This is a genomic window from Devosia sp. (genome assembly GCF_017744655.1).
GTDB lineage: Bacteria > Pseudomonadota > Alphaproteobacteria > Rhizobiales > Devosiaceae > Devosia.
Window position 1 is genome coordinate 785,556 of the sequence record NZ_JAGIAW010000001.1, and the last position, 16,301, is coordinate 801,856.

Here is a 16,301-nt window from a genome sequence, read left to right on the forward strand (position 1 = left end):
TGGGGCAAATAGCAGGCGCGGCATGCGTGCGGCGCATGGTAGTTTCATCGGTTTGACGCAAGACAGTGGCGTGACAGGCTAACGGCCTGCGGTAAACCGGCGTTTTCGGGTTAGCACACTGGTAGCATCGAGAGGCGCATTGGCGCGAATTGGTGACTCGATGCGGTCAATTCGGAGTGTTTGTGGCGCGAAGAGCACGCTGTGCGTGTGTTAGCAGACTGCTAGCGTTGAGTGTCGCATCGGCGCGAATATGTGAATCCGCGTCCACGAACAGAGATTTCCGCTTTCGCGGGAATGACACCGTGGAAAGGAAAAGGGCGGGAACTGGTCCCGCCCTTGGTTCGATTATTCCGCTGCCCGCGTCGCGAACTGGGGACGGCGGTCCATGACTTCCTTGAGGAAGTGGCCGGTGTGGGAGCGCTTGTTGGAGGCGACGTCCTCGGGCGTGCCGATGGCGACCACTTCGCCGCCGCCGTCGCCGCCTTCGGGGCCCATGTCGATGATCCAGTCGGCCGTCTTGATGACTTCCAGGTTGTGCTCGATGACCACGACCGAGTTGCCGCCATCGACAAGCTCGTGGAGCACCTCGAGGAGTTTGGCCACGTCGTGGAAGTGGAGGCCGGTGGTCGGCTCGTCGAGCATGTAGAGCGTGCGGCCGGTGGCGCGCTTGGAAAGCTCCTTGGAGAGTTTTACGCGCTGGGCTTCGCCGCCGGAGAGGGTCGTGGCGGGCTGGCCGACTTTTACGTAGCCGAGGCCGACGCGCTGGAGGGTCGCAAACTTGTCGCGGATGACCGGAACGGCCGAGAAGAACTCGACGCCTTCATCGATGGTCATGTCGAGGACGTCGGAGATCGACTTGCCCTTGAATTGGACTTCCAGGGTTTCGCGATTGTAGCGCTTGCCCTTGCAGACGTCGCAGGTGACGTAGACGTCGGGCAGGAAGTGCATTTCGATTTTCAGGACACCATCGCCCTCGCACTTCTCACAGCGGCCGCCTTTGACGTTAAAGGAGAAACGGCCCGGTCCGTAACCGCGCGCTTTCGCTTCCGGGAGGCCCGCAAACCATTCGCGCAGGGGCGTGAAGGCGCCGGTGTAGGTAGCCGGATTGGAACGCGGGGTGCGGCCGATCGGCGACTGGTCGATATCGATGACTTTGTCGAGGAATTCGAGCCCAGTGAGCGATTCATGCGGGGCAGGGACCACGCGAGCGCCATTCAGACGACGCGCGATGGCCTGGTACATGGTGTCGATCATCAGGGTCGACTTGCCGCCGCCGGACACACCGGTGATGGCGACGAAGAGACCGAGCGGGACATCGACCGAAACATTCTTGAGATTGTTGCCGGTCGCGCCCTTGATGGAGAGGGCCTTGCCCTTCTTGCCTTCGCGGCGTTCGGCCGGAATCTGGATGCCCATGCGGCCGGATAGGTATTTGCCGGTGAGGGAATCGGGGTGGTTGAGAATGTCCTGCGGCGTGCCTTCGGCGACGATATTGCCGCCATTGACGCCCGCGCCGGGGCCGATGTCGAGGACATAGTCGGCGGTCAGGATCGCGTCTTCGTCGTGTTCGACGACGATGACGGTATTGCCGAGGTCACGCAGGCGCTGCAGCGTTTCGAGCAAGCGGGCATTGTCGCGCTGGTGGAGGCCGATAGAAGGCTCATCGAGCACGTAGAGAACGCCGGTCAGGCCCGAGCCGATCTGGCTGGCCAAACGAATACGCTGGCTTTCGCCACCCGACAGGGTGCCGGAATTGCGCGACATGGACAGATATTCGAGGCCCACATCGTTGAGGAAATTCAGGCGCTCGCGGATTTCCTTGAGGATGCGTTCGCCGATCTGGCTTTGGGTGGCGTTGAGCTTGTCGGAGAGGTCGACAAACCATTTTGAGGCCACCTTGATCGACATGTCGCTGACCTGGCCAATATGGAGGCCATCGATCTTCACCGCCAGCGTTTCGGGCTTGAGACGATAGCCGCCGCAGGCCACGCAGGGTTTTGCGGACATGTACTTTTCGATTTCCTCGCGCATGCCGGCGCTTTCGGTTTCCTTGTAGCGACGCTCAAGGTTGCCGATGACGCCTTCGAATGGCTTCGAGGTCTTGTATTGGCGCAGGCCATCGTCATAGACGAAGTTGATGGCCGTCTTGTCGGTGCCGTAAAGAACGGCGTGCTGGACGTCGAAAGGCAGCTCGTTCCAGGCGGTGCCGGTCGAAGCGCCATAGTGTTTTACCACGGCCTGCAGGGTCTGCTGGTAATAGGGCGCGGACGTCTTCGACCAGGGCAGAATGGCACCGTCGCGCAGCGAGAGGGTTACGTCGGGGACGATCTGATCCGGGTCGATCTTCTGCTCGGTGCCAAGGCCATCGCAGACCGGGCAGGCGCCGAAGGGGTTGTTGAACGAGAAGAGGCGCGGCTCGATTTCGGCAATAGTGAAGCCGGAAACTGGGCAGGCGAACTTTTCCGAGAAGGTGATCTGGCGGGCAGAACCGTCTTCGTTCTTCTCATCGGCATATTCGACGAGGGCGATGCCTTCGGCCAGCTTCAGCGCCGTCTCAAAGCTTTCGGCGAGGCGCCCGGAGATGTCGGGCGAGACGACGACGCGATCGACCACGACTTCGATGTCGTGCTTGAACTTCTTGTCGAGCGCCGGGGCGTCTTCGATCTCGTGATAGGTGCCGTCGATCTTCACGCGCTGGAAGCCCTTGCGCATGAGGTCGGCCAGTTCTTTCTTGAACTCGCCCTTGCGGCCGCGCGCGATGGGGGCCAGCAGATAGAGGCGCGTGCCTTCGGGGAGTTCGAGGGTGCGGTCGACCATCTGGCTGACGGTCTGGCTCTCGATAGGGAGGCCCGTGGCCGGCGAATAGGGAATGCCGACGCGCGCAAAGAGCAGGCGGAGATAGTCGTAGATCTCGGTGACGGTGCCAACGGTCGAGCGCGGATTACGCGAGGTCGTCTTCTGCTCGATGGAAATGGCGGGCGAGAGGCCTTCGATGTGCTCGACATCGGGCTTCTGCATCATTTCGAGGAACTGGCGGGCATAGGCCGACAGCGACTCCACATAGCGGCGCTGGCCTTCGGCATAGATGGTGTCGAAAGCGAGGGACGATTTGCCGGAGCCGGACAGACCGGTCATGACGATGAGGCTGTCGCGGGGCAGCTTGACGTCGATGCCCTTCAAATTGTGCTCGCGGGCGCCGCGGACAATGATTTCGCGGTTCTGGCTGGGCGTAGGCTTCATAGTTCACGTCCGTGGCTTGTCGCGCCGATGGAAGGCACAGCAGCAATGGGGTCAAAAGGGGCCGGAGAGCCCATGAGATAAGCGCTGCTCAGGCCAACCGCAAGCGCCAGCCACGCATGGCTAACCAGCGCAACTGTAACCTTACTGTGTCCGAGGTGGCTTGCAAAAACACCTTTAGCTCTCATGAACATTTGCAGAACATTTCAAAATCAGTCAAGTGGGTGATGACATGGTGAGGCCATGCCAGGCGGTGAAAATAGCGGCCGCGACGAACAACGCGCCGGCGCCGCGGCTGATCCAGATGGTGGCGGCGGGATTTTCCACCAGGGCATCGCGACCGCGGCCGGCGGCGACCGCCAGGCCGCCATAGATGAGGCCCTGCATGAGCACGGTGATGGTGCCGAGGGCGAGAGCCTGGGACCAGATGGGGCCGAAATCGGTGCGGACGAACTGGGGGAAGACGGCCAGCACGAAGAGATAGGCCTTTGGATTGAGGAGGCACGTGATCGTGCCCTGGCGGAAGGCGGCCCATTCGGTGCGGGTGGTGGCGCGGCCGATGCCATCCACGGTGATGGTGCTGCGCAGGAGCGTGTAGCCGATCCAGGCCATATAGGCGGCGCCGGCGAGGATCATGGCCTGGAAGAGTATCGTTGGGAGCTGGGTGAGGACGCCGACGGCGATGGTGCCGAAAAGGGCATGGACGGCGCCGCCGAGCATGACCCCGCCCAGCGCGGCAAAGCCCAGCCGCCGGCCGCCCGTCAGGGCATTGGCGAGGACATAAAACATGTCCATGCCCGGCACGATGATGATGCCGAAGACAAGAACGGTATAGATCCAGAGCGCCTGCGCGTAGTCCATGGTGGTTTCCGAGTGTGGGAATGGAGATGGATCAGGGCTGCTGACAGGGAGAGTCAGGAGCCTGGCGCGCTTTCACAGTTCGTCCCGGGCAATGGGCTTGTTGACATCAAATCAATTAGAACATAAAGAGAACATAAAGATGTAGGCGTACCGCCGAAAAGTGTGGGCATTCGGTAAATTTACCGCTGCCTGCCGGTGGAAGGGTTTATGGTGCGCCGACCGGGCAGGAGGCCGCGTACCGGGCGGCGTACTCTGGGCCCACTGTGAGAAAGCGTCCCGCGACCGGTTCAGACCGGGACTGAATTTTAAAAGGACAAGCGCCATGGCAGGCAGCGTGAACAAGGTCATTCTGGTTGGCAATTTGGGCAATGAGCCCGAGGTGCGCAACCTGCCCAGCGGGGGCAAGGTGGTGAACCTGTCGGTGGCGACATCGGAACGCTGGCGCGACCGCAATACGGGCGAACAGCGCGAAAAGACCGAGTGGCACCGCGTCGTGATCTTCTCGGAAGGTCTCGCCAAGGTCGCCGAGCAATATCTGCGCAAGGGCAGCAAGGTCTATCTCGAAGGCCAGTTGCAGACCCGCAAGTGGCAGGACCAGTCCGGCCAGGACAAGTATTCGACCGAAATCGTGCTCCAGGGTTTTAATGCCCAGATGGTGCTGCTCGATGGTCGTGGCGAGGGCGCCGGTGACAGCGGCGGCGGCGGTTTCCGTGGCAATGACGATGGCGGTTTCCGCGGTGTCAGCAACAATGCGGGTGGTGGTGGCGGACGTCGTCCTTCGTCGAACGCCCCGGCATTTGAATCCGGCGGCCTCGACGACGACATTCCGTTCTGAGATTTTTGTTACCAAGGGTCGCTTCGGCGGCCCTTTTTGTTTCAGGCGGCGTCTTTGGCTTCGCGCGGAGCAGAGGGCCGGGAGAGGACATACCAGGCGCAGCCGCCGATGATGGCCGCGACGAGGAGGAAGAGCCACCAAACGGGGTGGGCGGCGAAGAGGAAGATCAAGAATCCGACGGCCATGCCGGTGCAGGCCATCATTTTGGCGCGCGGCGGGATGACGCCGTGTTTGCGCCAATTGACGATGGTGGGGCCGAGAGTGGCGTGGCCGAGCAGCCAGTTTTCAAGGCGCTGCGAGGATTTGGAAAAACACCAGGCGGCGAGGATGAGGAAGATCGTCGTCGGCATAAGGGGCACGAACATGCCGATGATGCCGGTGATCAGGAGGAGGATGCCGAGTACGAGATAGAGCGCGCGCATCAGCCGGTTGCGGGCGAGGGGCGATTGCGGCTCGTTCATTGGTCGGTGTCCAGCCAGATGGTGACCGGCCCGTCATTGACGAGCGCGACCTTCATATCGGCCCCAAAGATGCCGTTTGCAACCGGAACGCCTGCGGCGGCGAGGGCGGCGGAGAATTTCTCGTAGAGATCGCGCTCGGGCGGGGCGGCGCGGGAAAAGCCGGGACGGTTGCCCTTGGTATCGGCGGCGAGGGTGAACTGGCTGACGACGAGGGCGGAGCCGCCGATATCGAGAAGCGAACGGTTCATCTTGCCGGCATCGTCCTGAAAAATACGCAGTTTTGCGACTTTCTGGGCCAGCCAATCGGCGAGGTCGTCAGTGTCGTCCTGCATGGCACAGACGAGCACAAGAAGACCGGGACCGATCTGGCCTGATATCTTGCTGTCGACGGTGACGGAGGCGGACTGGACGCGTTGGACGAGGGCTCGCATGGCTCTCCTTTAGCGTTCAATGACTGAGCTTTACAGTCATAAAATAATGGCAGTTGACCCTCACGCGGCGTCAGGGTGCAAAAGCCTGGCTCGCCAGTGCAGCAGATCGTGGGCGGAAAACAGAAGTGCCCGCTTTCGCGGGTATGACATTGGTGACAGGGGTGACGTTAGCGCTGGACCCTTTTGTTGGCGCGATCGGCGTTGCCCCACTTCGTCCATGCGGAGGCGAGATGGATTGCCGGGACAAGCCCGGCAATGACGACGGCGGAATGAGGTGAGAGCAACACCGCTAGTCGCCGAAAATGGAAAGGGCGGCCTGGGGCCGCCCTTGGATCGAGATATGTCTGACGTTCAGCGTGAGAACGGGACGTCGGCGCGGAGGCTGTCGCCGGATTCGACGTAGACGACTTCGAAAGCCACGCTGATCGCGTCGCCGTTGAGGGCGATCTGGGCGGAGATGTTCATGTCCTTGCCTTCCTCGTCTGGCTTGCGCTCCTTGAGGTTGAAGACCAGGCCGCTACCGCGCTTCTGACCGACGGCGATGCCGCTGAAGGTGGCGTTGGAGGTCATTGCGGCTTCGTAGCGCCGGGAGGCGTCGACATAGGCCATGGTGCCGGCGACGGAGAGGTTGGTGCCGGCGAGCGTGCAGCGACCGGAATAATTGACCTTGTCCGAATTGCCCTGAGACACGGAGAGGCGGCAGACGACGGATTCGGTCGAGGCGCCCACCAGCGTACCGCGACCGCGCCATTCACCGATATAGGATTTCAGCAGAGCAACCTCGTTGGGCCCGGCGAAAGCAGGCGCCGTGGCGAAGCCGGCCGAAAGAAGGATACCTGCCAGTGCAGCGGCACGGGACAGGGGTCCGAGAAAGGTCATAGTGCAAAGCCTCCGAGTGTCACACCAAGCCCCCCGGCTGGTTATCGTTGGTTGATAGCAAATTCAGTCAGATTCGGCGTTGTGTTTTCGTTATGCCGTCCATGCTTGGCTCGGAAACCGGAGTTTATGCGGTTTTGGCGCCATAATGGGTCGTCGCTTGGCTGGGACGCCTCCCGGGGCGATCTTGATATCTCAGGATGGGCCCCGGCCTTCGCCGGGGTGACAATCGAGGGTGCAGGGCAGCTTCAGATAGAGTGGGACATGCCCTATGCAGTCTTGGGCTGGGGATCTTCGCCCTCGGTTCCACCCTCGCGGGTGACCGTGTCGCCCGTGGGGTCGTCGGGCGTGGCGTCGTGGTCCGCAGTACGGACACGGATATTGCCGAGCTTGTGGAAGAATTTTCCGCCCGCCATCAAGAGGGCCGGCAGGATGAAGAGATCGCCGAGGATCGCCAGCGCCAGGGTGATGACGAAGAGCGAGCCGAAGAGCGCCACCTGCGGCAATTCGGAAAACATGATGATGGCCGTGCCGGCGCAGAGAATGATGGTGGTCGCGACGATGGCCCCGCCGATGCGCAGCAGCGTGTGCTTGACCGCATCTTCATGGCTGCGCCGCTCTTCGCGTCTGCCGTGGAGATAGTGCGAGAGGAAATGCACGGTGTCATCGACGGCGATGCCGAAAGCGATGGTGAGGGCGATGACCGTGGTCAATTGCAGGCCCGCGCCGGAATACCAGAGCCAGGCTTCGGTGCCGAGGATCGGGAAGAGGTTGGGGATGGCAGAGGCCAAGGCGACCCGGAAGGACTGGAAGGCGAAGCCGATCAGGCCGAGATTGACGAGCACGCTGACGGTCAGGTCGAGTTGCAGGCCGCGCACGATATCGTCTGTGGCGAAGGTGGTGAGGACGCGAAAGCCGCCCACTTCGGCATCGGGAATGCCGGCGGCAGCCAACTCGCTTTCGACGCGATGGACCAGGTCTTTGAGGACATCGCTATCGATGATGGTGGGCATGAAGCCGGTGACGAGCGCCTGTGAGCCATCGTCGGTGACGAAGCGGCGGCGCATGAAGGGGCCGACGGCGTCGAGAACTTCGCCGCGGGTGAAGCCGGAATCCGTGTAATTGGTCATGCTGGCGGCGGAGATGACCTTGTTCTCGCCCAGCTCCTTTTCGAGCAGCTCATGCACCAGCTTGATGCGCTGGAAATCGACCTCGCCGACATCGGGATTGTTCTCGATGAGCGGCACGCGGATGTAGAGCGGGGCGACGCCGCCAACGCCTTCATCGATGTTTTCGGCAGCGGTCAGGGCCGTCGATTCCGTTGCCACGAAATCCTCGAAAGAGAAGCGCGGCTGGATGAGGAAATAGGGGACGAGCAGCAGGCCGGTGATAACGATGCCAAGGATGGCGATGGGACGGCCGAAGCGGCTGGCGAGGAACCAGCTCAGGGGCAGGGGGGCGGTGAGCACCACGCTCGACTTGGGAGGGGCCTTGAAGCCGAGACGTACTGCGAGCTTCAGCAGCAGCGGCTGGAAGGTCATGGTGCAGGCAAAGAGCAGGAAGGAGCCCATGGCGCCGGCCATGGAGAATTCGCGTACGCCCTGGCCGGGGGTGAGCGAGAGCGAAGCGAAGCTGACCATGGAGATAAGCATGGTCAGCGCGGTCGCCGGGCCGACGAGTTTTATGGTGGCGTCGACTGCCTTGTTGGGCTCCATGCCGTCCCGCCAATAGGCCAGCCAGTTGAAGGTGAAGAACATCGACTCGGCAAAGGAGATCACCAGCACCAGGGTCGTGACGATGATGGTGAGGAAGGAGAATGAGCCGAAGAAGAGGAGGATGATGCCCATGGACCACATGACCGCGAGGAACGGCGTGGCGGCGACGATAAGCGCGCCGGCGATGGAACGCAGAGCGAGAAGGGCAATGAGGGAGCCGAGGGCGAAGCCGTAGACGGTGAATTTCACCTGATCGTCGACCGCAGCATTGAGCATTTCGGTGGTCCAGACCGGGGGGCCGGTGATCTCGATGGAGATGCCATCGGTCTGGAAGGGGGCGATGGTTTCGCGCAGGTTGGCGATCATGGCCTTGGCGCCGCGTTCCTTCACCACGTCCTGATTGGGGAACATGATGAGCACCACGCCATTGAGATCAGGCGTGATCAGATTGCGCATCATGGGATCGTTCTGCTGCAGATCCATGAGGGCGAAGGCGACTTCGTCGGCGGTTTGCAGGCCTTCGGGGACGGCAGGTTCGGAGCCGCCATAGGGCGAGGGTTTTCTGAGCGTGAAGGGCGACATGGTGCCGACGGCGAACTCATTGAGTTCAAGCTCGAAGGCGAGGTTACGCACCTGCTCGATGATTTCGGGTTCGGCGAGGCGCTCGGAATTGACGAGGACGTAAAGGTCGTTCTCGAAGGTACCAAAGGTTTCCGAGAGATGCTCGTAGGCATCGTAATAATGGCCGGAATGGGCATAGACGCGCAGCAGGTCGCCGTCGACATTGGCCTTGGGGATTTGGGTGAAGCAGAGGATGGAGAAGAGGAGAACGCCCAGCGCCATGAGGCGCGGATAGCGAACCGTGCTCAGGCCAAGGTGTTCGAGCCCGAAGCCGATGGAGCGGTCATAGGTGAGGCGGGCCAGGACACGCTTGAACCAGGTAGGAGAAGACACGAGAACCCCGACTCCGCAAATGAGGCGACAATCAGGTGGAATCTCTAAGTGTTTCGCTCGGGTGCGTCCAGCGGTCGCAGGAGCTTGAACTATGTGGAGCGCCGGCAGGTTATGCTGTGGTGCGGTTCGGCGGGGAGTGTTGCGGGAGGAACACGGCTCAGGCCGCATTTCCGAGCTCGATGCGACACCCTCCCCTTGACGGGGAGGGGTGCGCACAAGCTCCTAAATCGTGGCTCTCGCACCCCCTCCCATCCTCCCCCGTCAAGGGGGAGGTGCCGGGCTGGTGGCCAGGGCGACATTCTGCCCCGGCCAGTTCGCTTAGAGGCCGAGGGTAGCCTTGCTTGCGGTGAGGAAGTCCGCATAGGCGGTTGGCTTGCGGCCGGAATAGCGTTCGACGACGTCGGTGACGACGCCATGGTAGCCGGTGACCGCGTCGCGCTGGAAGGCGACGAGGGCGGCAGCAAAACCTTCAGGAAGGCCAGCGGCAACCATGCCCTGCTGGAGTTGGGCCGGGGTCAGGCCGACGACGTCGATCTTTTTGCCCGAGAGCTGGCTGAGGAGCGCGGCGCGTTCAACATTGGTGATGGGGGCGGGGCCGGTGACGTCCTCGATGGTCTTGCCTTCGGCTGATAGGAGGGCGCCGGCAGCGGTGCGGGCGGTATCAGCGCGGGTCACATAGGAGGTGCCGCGATCGCCGATCAGACCGAAAATCTGGCCCGAACCGAGGACCTGTGCGGCCTCCATGAAGATGTTTTCGGCATACATGTGATTGCGCAGGATGGTGAAATCGAGCCCGCTGGCGGCGATGGCAACTTCGGTCCAAAAATGCTCGGGATTGAGGCCGGCGTCGGCGTCGGGACGAGCGGCGGGGGCCGAGGTGTAAACGATGTGCTTGACGCCGGCTGCCTTGGCGGCATCGACGATGGCCTGTTGCTGGGCGGCGCGGCGGCCGACGGCATCGGTGCTGACGATGAGGAGGCGTTCGACGCCGGCCAGAGCGGTCGGCAAGGTGGACGCGTCGTCAAAATCGAGCTTGCGGATTTCGGCGCCCTTGGCGGCCAGGTCCTGCAGCTTGGACGGATCACGCGTGCCGGCGATGACCCTGGTGGCGCCGCGGGTCAGCAGCTCTTCGACAGCGAGGCGGCCCAGCTTGCCGGAGGCGCCTGTGACCAGCAGGGTCGAATTGGTGAATTTGCTCATTTTACTCTCCATTCCATAGCGACACAGTTCGAACCGACTTGTCCGCCGCGTCGGCAGAGAGTAAGTATCGAAAGGAGAGTGCTATCTAGAGGTTGCCGAGGCGGCTGAAAAGGAGGCACTTTTTCGGGTGAAGATTACCTTGAGGTAAGTGCATGCTGGACGGACAGGATATGGCCGCCGTTTACGTCGAACGCTGGAACGCTGCGGCCACTGCCGGGCCAGCGGCGCCGTGCCCTGTGCGCAATGTGCTCGACAAGATCGGCGACAAGTGGAGCATGCTTCTGGTCATGACACTGGCCGCCGGCCCCAAGCGCTTCAACGAATTGCACCGGGAAGTGCCCGACATTTCTCAGAAGATGCTGACGCAGACGCTGCGCGACCTGCAGCGGGACGGCTATGTCGGGCGTCAGGTGTTCGATACCAAGCCGCCATCTGTTGAATATCGACTGACCCCATTGGGGCAATCGCTGATCGTGCCGTTTGGGCAGTTGATCGAATGGGCCAATCGCAGTTTCGACAAGATCGATGCGGCGCGCGCCGACTACGACGCGCGCGACTGATTTATCTCAGAATTTCAGGCGATCGATGGTCATGGTCCAGCCAGCGAGCATGCCGGTGGACATCCATTCGGCGGTTTCCGGCTCGGTGAGCTGATCGGGAAGTTCCACGCGGAAGACCATCTGCGTGCCCTCGGCAACTTCGCGGAACAGGATCGTCACCTGTGGGGATTGGTCGAGCTGCTCGGGATCGATCTTGGGCCAGCCATCGACCGCGCCCCAGGTGAAGACGAGCTTCTTGCCCGGGTCGATCTCGCGAAAAATGCCGCCGGTCATATAGCGGGTCTCGGTGTTTACGATCATTTCCTGTCGCCAGGCGCCACCGACGCGGAGATCGACTTTTGTCGGCAGGTCGCTGGTGAAGCCGGGATTGAAGAACCAGCCAAGGCTCTTTGGCTCGGTCCAGGCCGAAAAGACCATATCAGGCGGCGCTTCGAAGGTGCGGGTGAGGGTGAAACCTCGGCCGAGGGAAAAGGTGGGGGCGGTCATGATTTGTCCTCCTCTTTGGCCTTGGCGGCCATCATTGTCTTGAGTTGGGCTTCCAGTGCATCGAAGCGCTGGGAGAAAAATTCGCGATAGGTGGCGAGCCAGGTATCGGCTTCTTCAAGCGGCGCTGCGTTTAGCCGGCAGGGGCGGAACTGGGCGGATTTTTCGCGGGTGATGAGGCCGGCGGTCTCAAGCACTTTCAGGTGTCGCGACACGGTGGGCAGGGCGAGCGAAAATGGCTCAGCCAATTGGGTGACCGTGGCGGGGCCTTCGGCCAGGCGCGCGAGCATGGCGCGGCGGGTCGGATCGGCGAGGGCGGCGAATGTCGAGGTCAGGTGATCTTGCATTTGCGTACTTAGCTAATCATGCAAATACAGTGAACCTGTGAGTGGTTCATGTCAAGTGGCGCGGGGTAGGGCGCGCTGCTAGGGTCTGCGTGAAGAGGGATAACATGCGTCGATTCCTGGTTGTTCTCGTCGTGGTGCTGATTGTCGCGGTGGGTCTTGTGGTTGGCGGCTGGCTTCTAGCGCGGCCCGACCAACCGGCGGCGTTTTACACATCGGCAAGGGCCGAGGGCGCTCCGGGAGCGCTGCTGGCGGTTGAGCCTTATGACTTCGACGTGCCTGATGGGGCCAAGGGCTGGCGCATTATTTATGTGACGACGCGGATCGATGGCTCGCCCGCGGTTGCCAGTGCCGTCGTGATGGTATCGGAGGCGGCGACTGGCCCGTTGCTGCCCGTGACGTGGGCGCATGGGACCAATGGGACCGCGCCGGGATGTGCGCCTTCGGTGGTCGGGCCGCTGAAGAATGTGCCGGCGGTTGCCGAATTGCTGGCTGAGGGCTGGGTCTATCTGGCGCCGGATTATGTCGGGCTCGGCACCGAGGGTGGGCACGCCTATCTCGTGGGTGAGGATGCGGCGCGGGCCGTGCTCGATGCCGTGCGGGCGGCGGCGCAGATGACCGAGGTGGAAATACTGCCGCGCACTGTCGTCTGGGGGCACTCGCAGGGCGGGCACGCGGCGCTCTGGACGGGCATGCTGGCCCGAACCTATGCACCTGACGTGGAAGTGCTTGGCATAGCGGCGCAGGCGCCGGCAACGAACCTGCCGGCGCTGGTGGAAGGCGCGCAGGATGGGTTGTTCGGCAAGATCGTGTCGAGCTTCCTGCTGCATGCTTTTGCCGAAACCTATGACGATGTTCGGGTCGCCGACTATGTGTCCGGCTATCGCGCGCCACTGCTGCAGGATATTGCAGCCCGCTGTGCCGTAGACGCGCGCGTGATGTACTCCGTTGCCGAACTGGCACTGATGCCGGGTGACCTGTTTTCGACCATGCCGGAAGGGATGCCGCTCGGCGCTCGGCTGGTGGAGAACATTCCCGTTGGGCCGTTCGAGATGCCGGTGTTCATCGCCCAGGGTATCGAAGATGAAATCGTGCTGGAACCGATCCAGACCGCGTTTGTCGCGGGGCTTTGCGATGCCGGCGTGAACCTGACTTACCGGCGCTATGAGGGGCTGCAGCACGTGTCGCTGGTGGCGCCGGATTCGGTTCTTACAGTTGAGCTCATCGCCTGGACGCGGGCGCGGTTTGCCGGGGAGGCGAGCGAAGCGGATTGCGGATAGACCTGAAGAGCGCTCTCCACAGCCTATTGGGGTGGAAATTCGCTTTTCGAGCCGAAATAGACTACATGTTGGGTAAGAAAAACCAACGTAGAATCACAACGTGACAGATACGCCCGAAGGTGCAGCCGGCGCGCCCGGCTCCGACATCGCTCCGATCTATATCACCGACGAAATGCGCAAGAGCTATCTCGATTACGCCATGAGCGTGATCGTGAGCCGCGCGCTGCCCGATGTTCGCGACGGTCTGAAACCCGTGCACCGCCGTATCCTGTTCTCCATGAGCGAGAACGGCTACGAATATAACAAGCCCTTCCGCAAGTCGGCGCGTGTCGTCGGCGACGTGATCGGTAAGTATCACCCGCATGGCGACCAGTCGGTCTACATGGCCTTGGTGCGTATGGCGCAGGATTTCGCCATGGGTGAGATGCTGGCCGAGGGCCAGGGTAATTTCGGTTCCGTCGACGGCGATATGCCGGCTGCCATGCGTTACACCGAAGTCCGCATGCAGAAGATCACGGGCTTCATGCTCGACGATCTCGACAAGGACACGGTCGATTTCCGCGACAACTATGACGGCTCCGAGCGCGAGCCGACGGTGTTGCCGGCGCGTTTCCCGAACATGCTGGTCAATGGCGGCGGCGGTATCGCCGTTGGCATGGCGACCAATATTCCGACGCATAACCTCGCCGAGACGATCAATGCGGCGCTGGCTGTGCTCGAAAATCCGTCGATCACGACGGAAGAGCTGCTCGAGCATATTCCTGGTCCGGATTTCCCGACGGGCGGCATCATTCTTGGCCGCGCCGGCATTCGCCAGGCTTATGAAACCGGCCGTGGCTCGATCATCGTGCGTGGACGCTCGACGATCGAGGAAGTGCGCAAGGAACGCGAAGCCATTGTCATCACCGAGATTCCGTATCAGGTGAACAAGGCGGCGATGGTGGAACGCATTGCCGAACTGGTGCGCGAAAAGCGTATCGAAGGCGTGGCCGACCTCCGCGACGAATCCAGCCGCGAAGGCATGCGGGTCGTCGTCGAGGTGAAGCGCGATGCGCTGCCTGACGTGGTGCTCAACCAGCTCTATCGTTTTACGGCACTGCAATCCTCGTTCGGCTGCAACTTCGTGGCGCTGAACGGCGGCAAGCCGGAGCTGATGAATCTCAAGCAGATTCTCGATGCATTCATCGCCTTCCGTGAGGAAGTGGTTACGCGTCGCGCCCGGTTCCTGCTGAACAAGGCTCGCGACCGCGCCCATATCCTGGTCGGTCTCGCCGTGGCCGTGGCCAATATCGACGAAGTCATTGCGCTGATCCGTACTGCGCCCGATCCGGCGACGGCGCGCGAGCAGTTGATGACCCGCCGCTGGCCGGCGGCCGATGTCGAACCGCTGATCCGGCTCATCGACGATCCGCGTCACCGCATCAATGACGATGGTACGTTCAACCTTTCCGAAGAACAGGCTCGCGCCATTCTCGAACTGCGTCTGGCGCGCCTCACGGCGCTTGGCCGCGATGAAATTGGCGAAGAACTTAACGGGCTCGGTACGGAGATCGAGGACTATCTCGATATCCTGCGTTCCATCGTTCGCGTTCGCGCCATCATCCGCGAGGAACTGGAAGCCATCCGCGAGGAATTCGGCTCAGCGCGTCGCACTGAGATCTCCGATCATGCGGCAGATTTCGACGACGAAGACCTGATCGCTCGCGAAGACATGGTCGTGACCGTCAGCCATGCCGGCTATATCAAGCGCGTGCCGCTCTCGACCTATCGGGCGCAGAATCGCGGCGGCAAAGGCCGCTCGGGCATGTCGACGCGCGAAGAGGACTTCGTGGCGCGACTGTTCGTGGCCAATACGCATACGCCGGTGCTGTTCTTCACCAGCCGCGGCATTGCCTACAAGCTGAAAGTCTGGCGCCTGCCGCTGTCGGCTGCCAATGCCAAGGGCAAAGCGCTGATAAACATCCTGCCGCTGGAGCAGGGCGAGCGCATTACCTCCATCATGCCGCTGCCTGAGGACGAAACCTCGTGGGGCAATCTCGACATCATGTTCGCGACGACGCGCGGCACAGTTCGCCGCAACTCGCTCGCCGACTTTGTCGAAGTGCGCCAGAACGGCAAGATCGCGATGAAGCTCGACGAGGGCGACGAGATCGTCGGCGTCGACACCTGCACGGTGAATAATGACCTGCTGCTGACGACCGCACTGGGTCAGGCGATCCGCTTCCGCGTCGACGATGTGCGCCTGTTCAAGGGCCGCGATTCCATGGGCGTGCGCGGTATTGCGCTGGCCGATGGCGACAAGGTCATCTCCATGGCTGTCATCAACCACTCGGATGCTGATGCCGAGCAGCGTGCCGCTTATCTCAAGATGAGCCGTGCGGTGCGGGGCGAGGCCGAGAGCGAAGAGACCAGTTCGGATGAAGCCGATGTGGTCGCCGGTGCGCTCGAGCCCGAACTCTACGCGCAGATGAGTGCCAGCGAGCAGTTCATTCTTGCCATTTCCGAGAATGGCTATGGCAAGCGGACCTCCAGCCACGAATACCGGATCACCGGTCGCGGCGGTAAGGGCATCGTCGCCATGGCGGTCAACAAGCGCAATGGCAACCTGGTCGCGAGCTTCCCAGTGGAAGACGAAGACCAGATCATGCTCATCAGCGATGGCGGCCAGACCATCCGCCTGCCAGTGGGCGGCGACAAGCCGATCCGTATCGTCAGCCGCGGCTCTCAGGGTGTGATCGTGTTCGACACGGCCGAGGGCGAGAAGGTGGTTTCGGTGGAACGCATCAGCGAGCCTGAAGGCGAAGAGGGCGACGACGCCGCTCCGCCGGCTGCCGAAGGTGGTGACGGCGCGGCCGAGTAAGTCATAGTAGCCCCCATCCTGAGGTGCTCGCCTAAGGCGAGCCTCGAAGGACGAGGGTGTGGCACTGCAAGCTCGGTGTGCCCGACCTCGTGGTTCGAGGCTACGCTTACGCTACGCACCTCACCATGAGGTCTTCGGAATCAAGGGGCGCGCCGGCGCCTCTTGTCTTTTCTGACGCCCGGTGGCTTGCTCGCTCCTGAGAGG

Annotated in this window: 13 protein-coding genes; 4 read left to right on the top strand and 9 right to left on the bottom strand. The window is 62.0% G+C overall.

The features are described 5' to 3' along the window. Positions 1-345 precede the first annotated feature (345 nt). Both uvrA and J7557_RS03930 read right to left on the bottom strand, forming a co-directional pair. Positions 346-3,240 carry an excinuclease ABC subunit UvrA gene (gene uvrA, locus J7557_RS03925; protein WP_291417511.1) on the bottom strand — a complete coding sequence of 965 codons (2,895 nt, stop codon included), beginning with the start codon at positions 3,238-3,240 and terminating at the stop codon, positions 346-348. A gap of 213 nt (positions 3,241-3,453) precedes the next feature. Further along, the gene (locus J7557_RS03930; RefSeq protein ID WP_291417513.1) at positions 3,454-4,098 is read right to left on the bottom strand and encodes a LysE family translocator; all 645 of its coding nucleotides are present in this window, start codon (positions 4,096-4,098) and stop codon (positions 3,454-3,456) included. A 322-nt stretch (positions 4,099-4,420) separates the two neighbouring features. On the opposite strand from J7557_RS03930, the gene ssb reads away from it, so the two are divergent. Next, positions 4,421-4,933 carry a single-stranded DNA-binding protein gene (gene ssb / locus J7557_RS03935; RefSeq protein ID WP_291417515.1) on the top strand — a complete coding sequence of 171 codons (513 nt, stop codon included), beginning with the start codon at positions 4,421-4,423 and terminating at the stop codon, positions 4,931-4,933. A 41-nt stretch (positions 4,934-4,974) separates the two neighbouring features. On the opposite strand, the gene J7557_RS03940 is transcribed toward ssb, so the two are convergent. The 5 genes from J7557_RS03940 to J7557_RS03960 all read right to left on the bottom strand — a co-directional run bounded on the left by J7557_RS03940 (position 4,975) and on the right by J7557_RS03960 (position 10,570). Next, complete coding sequence (locus tag J7557_RS03940; protein WP_291417517.1) at positions 4,975-5,394, bottom strand: YbaN family protein; 420 nt, start codon at positions 5,392-5,394, stop codon at positions 4,975-4,977. Beyond that, positions 5,391-5,825 carry a D-aminoacyl-tRNA deacylase gene (gene dtd / locus J7557_RS03945; RefSeq protein ID WP_291417519.1) on the bottom strand — a complete coding sequence of 145 codons (435 nt, stop codon included), beginning with the start codon at positions 5,823-5,825 and terminating at the stop codon, positions 5,391-5,393. The genes J7557_RS03940 and dtd overlap by 4 nt, the downstream gene beginning before the upstream one ends. A 351-nt stretch (positions 5,826-6,176) precedes the next feature. Then, the gene (locus J7557_RS03950; protein WP_291417521.1) at positions 6,177-6,704 is read right to left on the bottom strand and encodes a hypothetical protein; all 528 of its coding nucleotides are present in this window, start codon (positions 6,702-6,704) and stop codon (positions 6,177-6,179) included. A 266-nt stretch (positions 6,705-6,970) separates the two neighbouring features. Beyond that, a complete protein-coding gene (locus J7557_RS03955; protein WP_291417523.1) occupies positions 6,971-9,370 on the bottom strand; it encodes an MMPL family transporter in 2,400 nt (799 codons plus the stop codon). Positions 9,371-9,688: 318 nt separating this feature from the next. Continuing rightward, a complete protein-coding gene (locus tag J7557_RS03960) occupies positions 9,689-10,570 on the bottom strand; it encodes an SDR family oxidoreductase (protein ID WP_291417525.1) in 882 nt (293 codons plus the stop codon). A 170-nt stretch (positions 10,571-10,740) separates the two neighbouring features. Between J7557_RS03960 and J7557_RS03965 the strand changes: the two genes are divergently transcribed. Then, positions 10,741-11,130, top strand: a complete 390-nt coding sequence (locus J7557_RS03965) for a helix-turn-helix domain-containing protein (RefSeq protein ID WP_291418291.1) — start codon at positions 10,741-10,743, stop codon at positions 11,128-11,130. 6 nt (positions 11,131-11,136) lie between these two features. On the opposite strand, the gene J7557_RS03970 is transcribed toward J7557_RS03965, so the two are convergent. Then, a complete protein-coding gene (locus tag J7557_RS03970) occupies positions 11,137-11,616 on the bottom strand; it encodes an SRPBCC domain-containing protein (protein WP_291417527.1) in 480 nt (159 codons plus the stop codon). Further along, positions 11,613-11,960: a helix-turn-helix transcriptional regulator gene (locus tag J7557_RS03975; protein WP_291417529.1), complete on the bottom strand. Its 348-nt coding sequence runs from the start codon at positions 11,958-11,960 to the stop codon at positions 11,613-11,615. Before J7557_RS03975 ends, J7557_RS03970 begins: the two co-directional genes overlap by 4 nt. A gap of 104 nt (positions 11,961-12,064) precedes the next feature. Here J7557_RS03975 and J7557_RS03980 point away from each other — a divergent pair, with 104 nt between their 5' ends. Both J7557_RS03980 and gyrA read left to right on the top strand, forming a co-directional pair. Further along, a complete protein-coding gene (locus tag J7557_RS03980) occupies positions 12,065-13,237 on the top strand; it encodes a lipase family protein (RefSeq protein WP_291417531.1) in 1,173 nt (390 codons plus the stop codon). Positions 13,238-13,337: 100 nt separating this feature from the next. Further along, a complete protein-coding gene (gene gyrA / locus J7557_RS03985) occupies positions 13,338-16,097 on the top strand; it encodes a DNA gyrase subunit A (RefSeq protein ID WP_291417533.1) in 2,760 nt (919 codons plus the stop codon). Positions 16,098-16,301: the final 204 nt, after the last annotated feature.

Coding starts and splice junctions, on each gene's coding strand:
- dtd (WP_291417519.1), bottom strand. CDS start 5,825: ATGCGAGCCCTCGTCCAACGCGTCCAGTCCGCCTCCGTCACCGTCGAC.
- J7557_RS03960 (WP_291417525.1), bottom strand. CDS start 10,570: ATGAGCAAATTCACCAATTCGACCCTGCTGGTCACAGGCGCCTCCGGC.
- J7557_RS03965 (WP_291418291.1), top strand. CDS start 10,741: ATGGCCGCCGTTTACGTCGAACGCTGGAACGCTGCGGCCACTGCCGGG.
- J7557_RS03950 (WP_291417521.1), bottom strand. CDS start 6,704: ATGACCTTTCTCGGACCCCTGTCCCGTGCCGCTGCACTGGCAGGTATC.
- J7557_RS03940 (WP_291417517.1), bottom strand. CDS start 5,394: ATGAACGAGCCGCAATCGCCCCTCGCCCGCAACCGGCTGATGCGCGCG.
- uvrA (WP_291417511.1), bottom strand. CDS start 3,240: ATGAAGCCTACGCCCAGCCAGAACCGCGAAATCATTGTCCGCGGCGCC.
- J7557_RS03930 (WP_291417513.1), bottom strand. CDS start 4,098: ATGGACTACGCGCAGGCGCTCTGGATCTATACCGTTCTTGTCTTCGGC.
- J7557_RS03975 (WP_291417529.1), bottom strand. CDS start 11,960: ATGCAAGATCACCTGACCTCGACATTCGCCGCCCTCGCCGATCCGACC.
- J7557_RS03970 (WP_291417527.1), bottom strand. CDS start 11,616: ATGACCGCCCCCACCTTTTCCCTCGGCCGAGGTTTCACCCTCACCCGC.
- J7557_RS03980 (WP_291417531.1), top strand. CDS start 12,065: ATGCGTCGATTCCTGGTTGTTCTCGTCGTGGTGCTGATTGTCGCGGTG.
- ssb (WP_291417515.1), top strand. CDS start 4,421: ATGGCAGGCAGCGTGAACAAGGTCATTCTGGTTGGCAATTTGGGCAAT.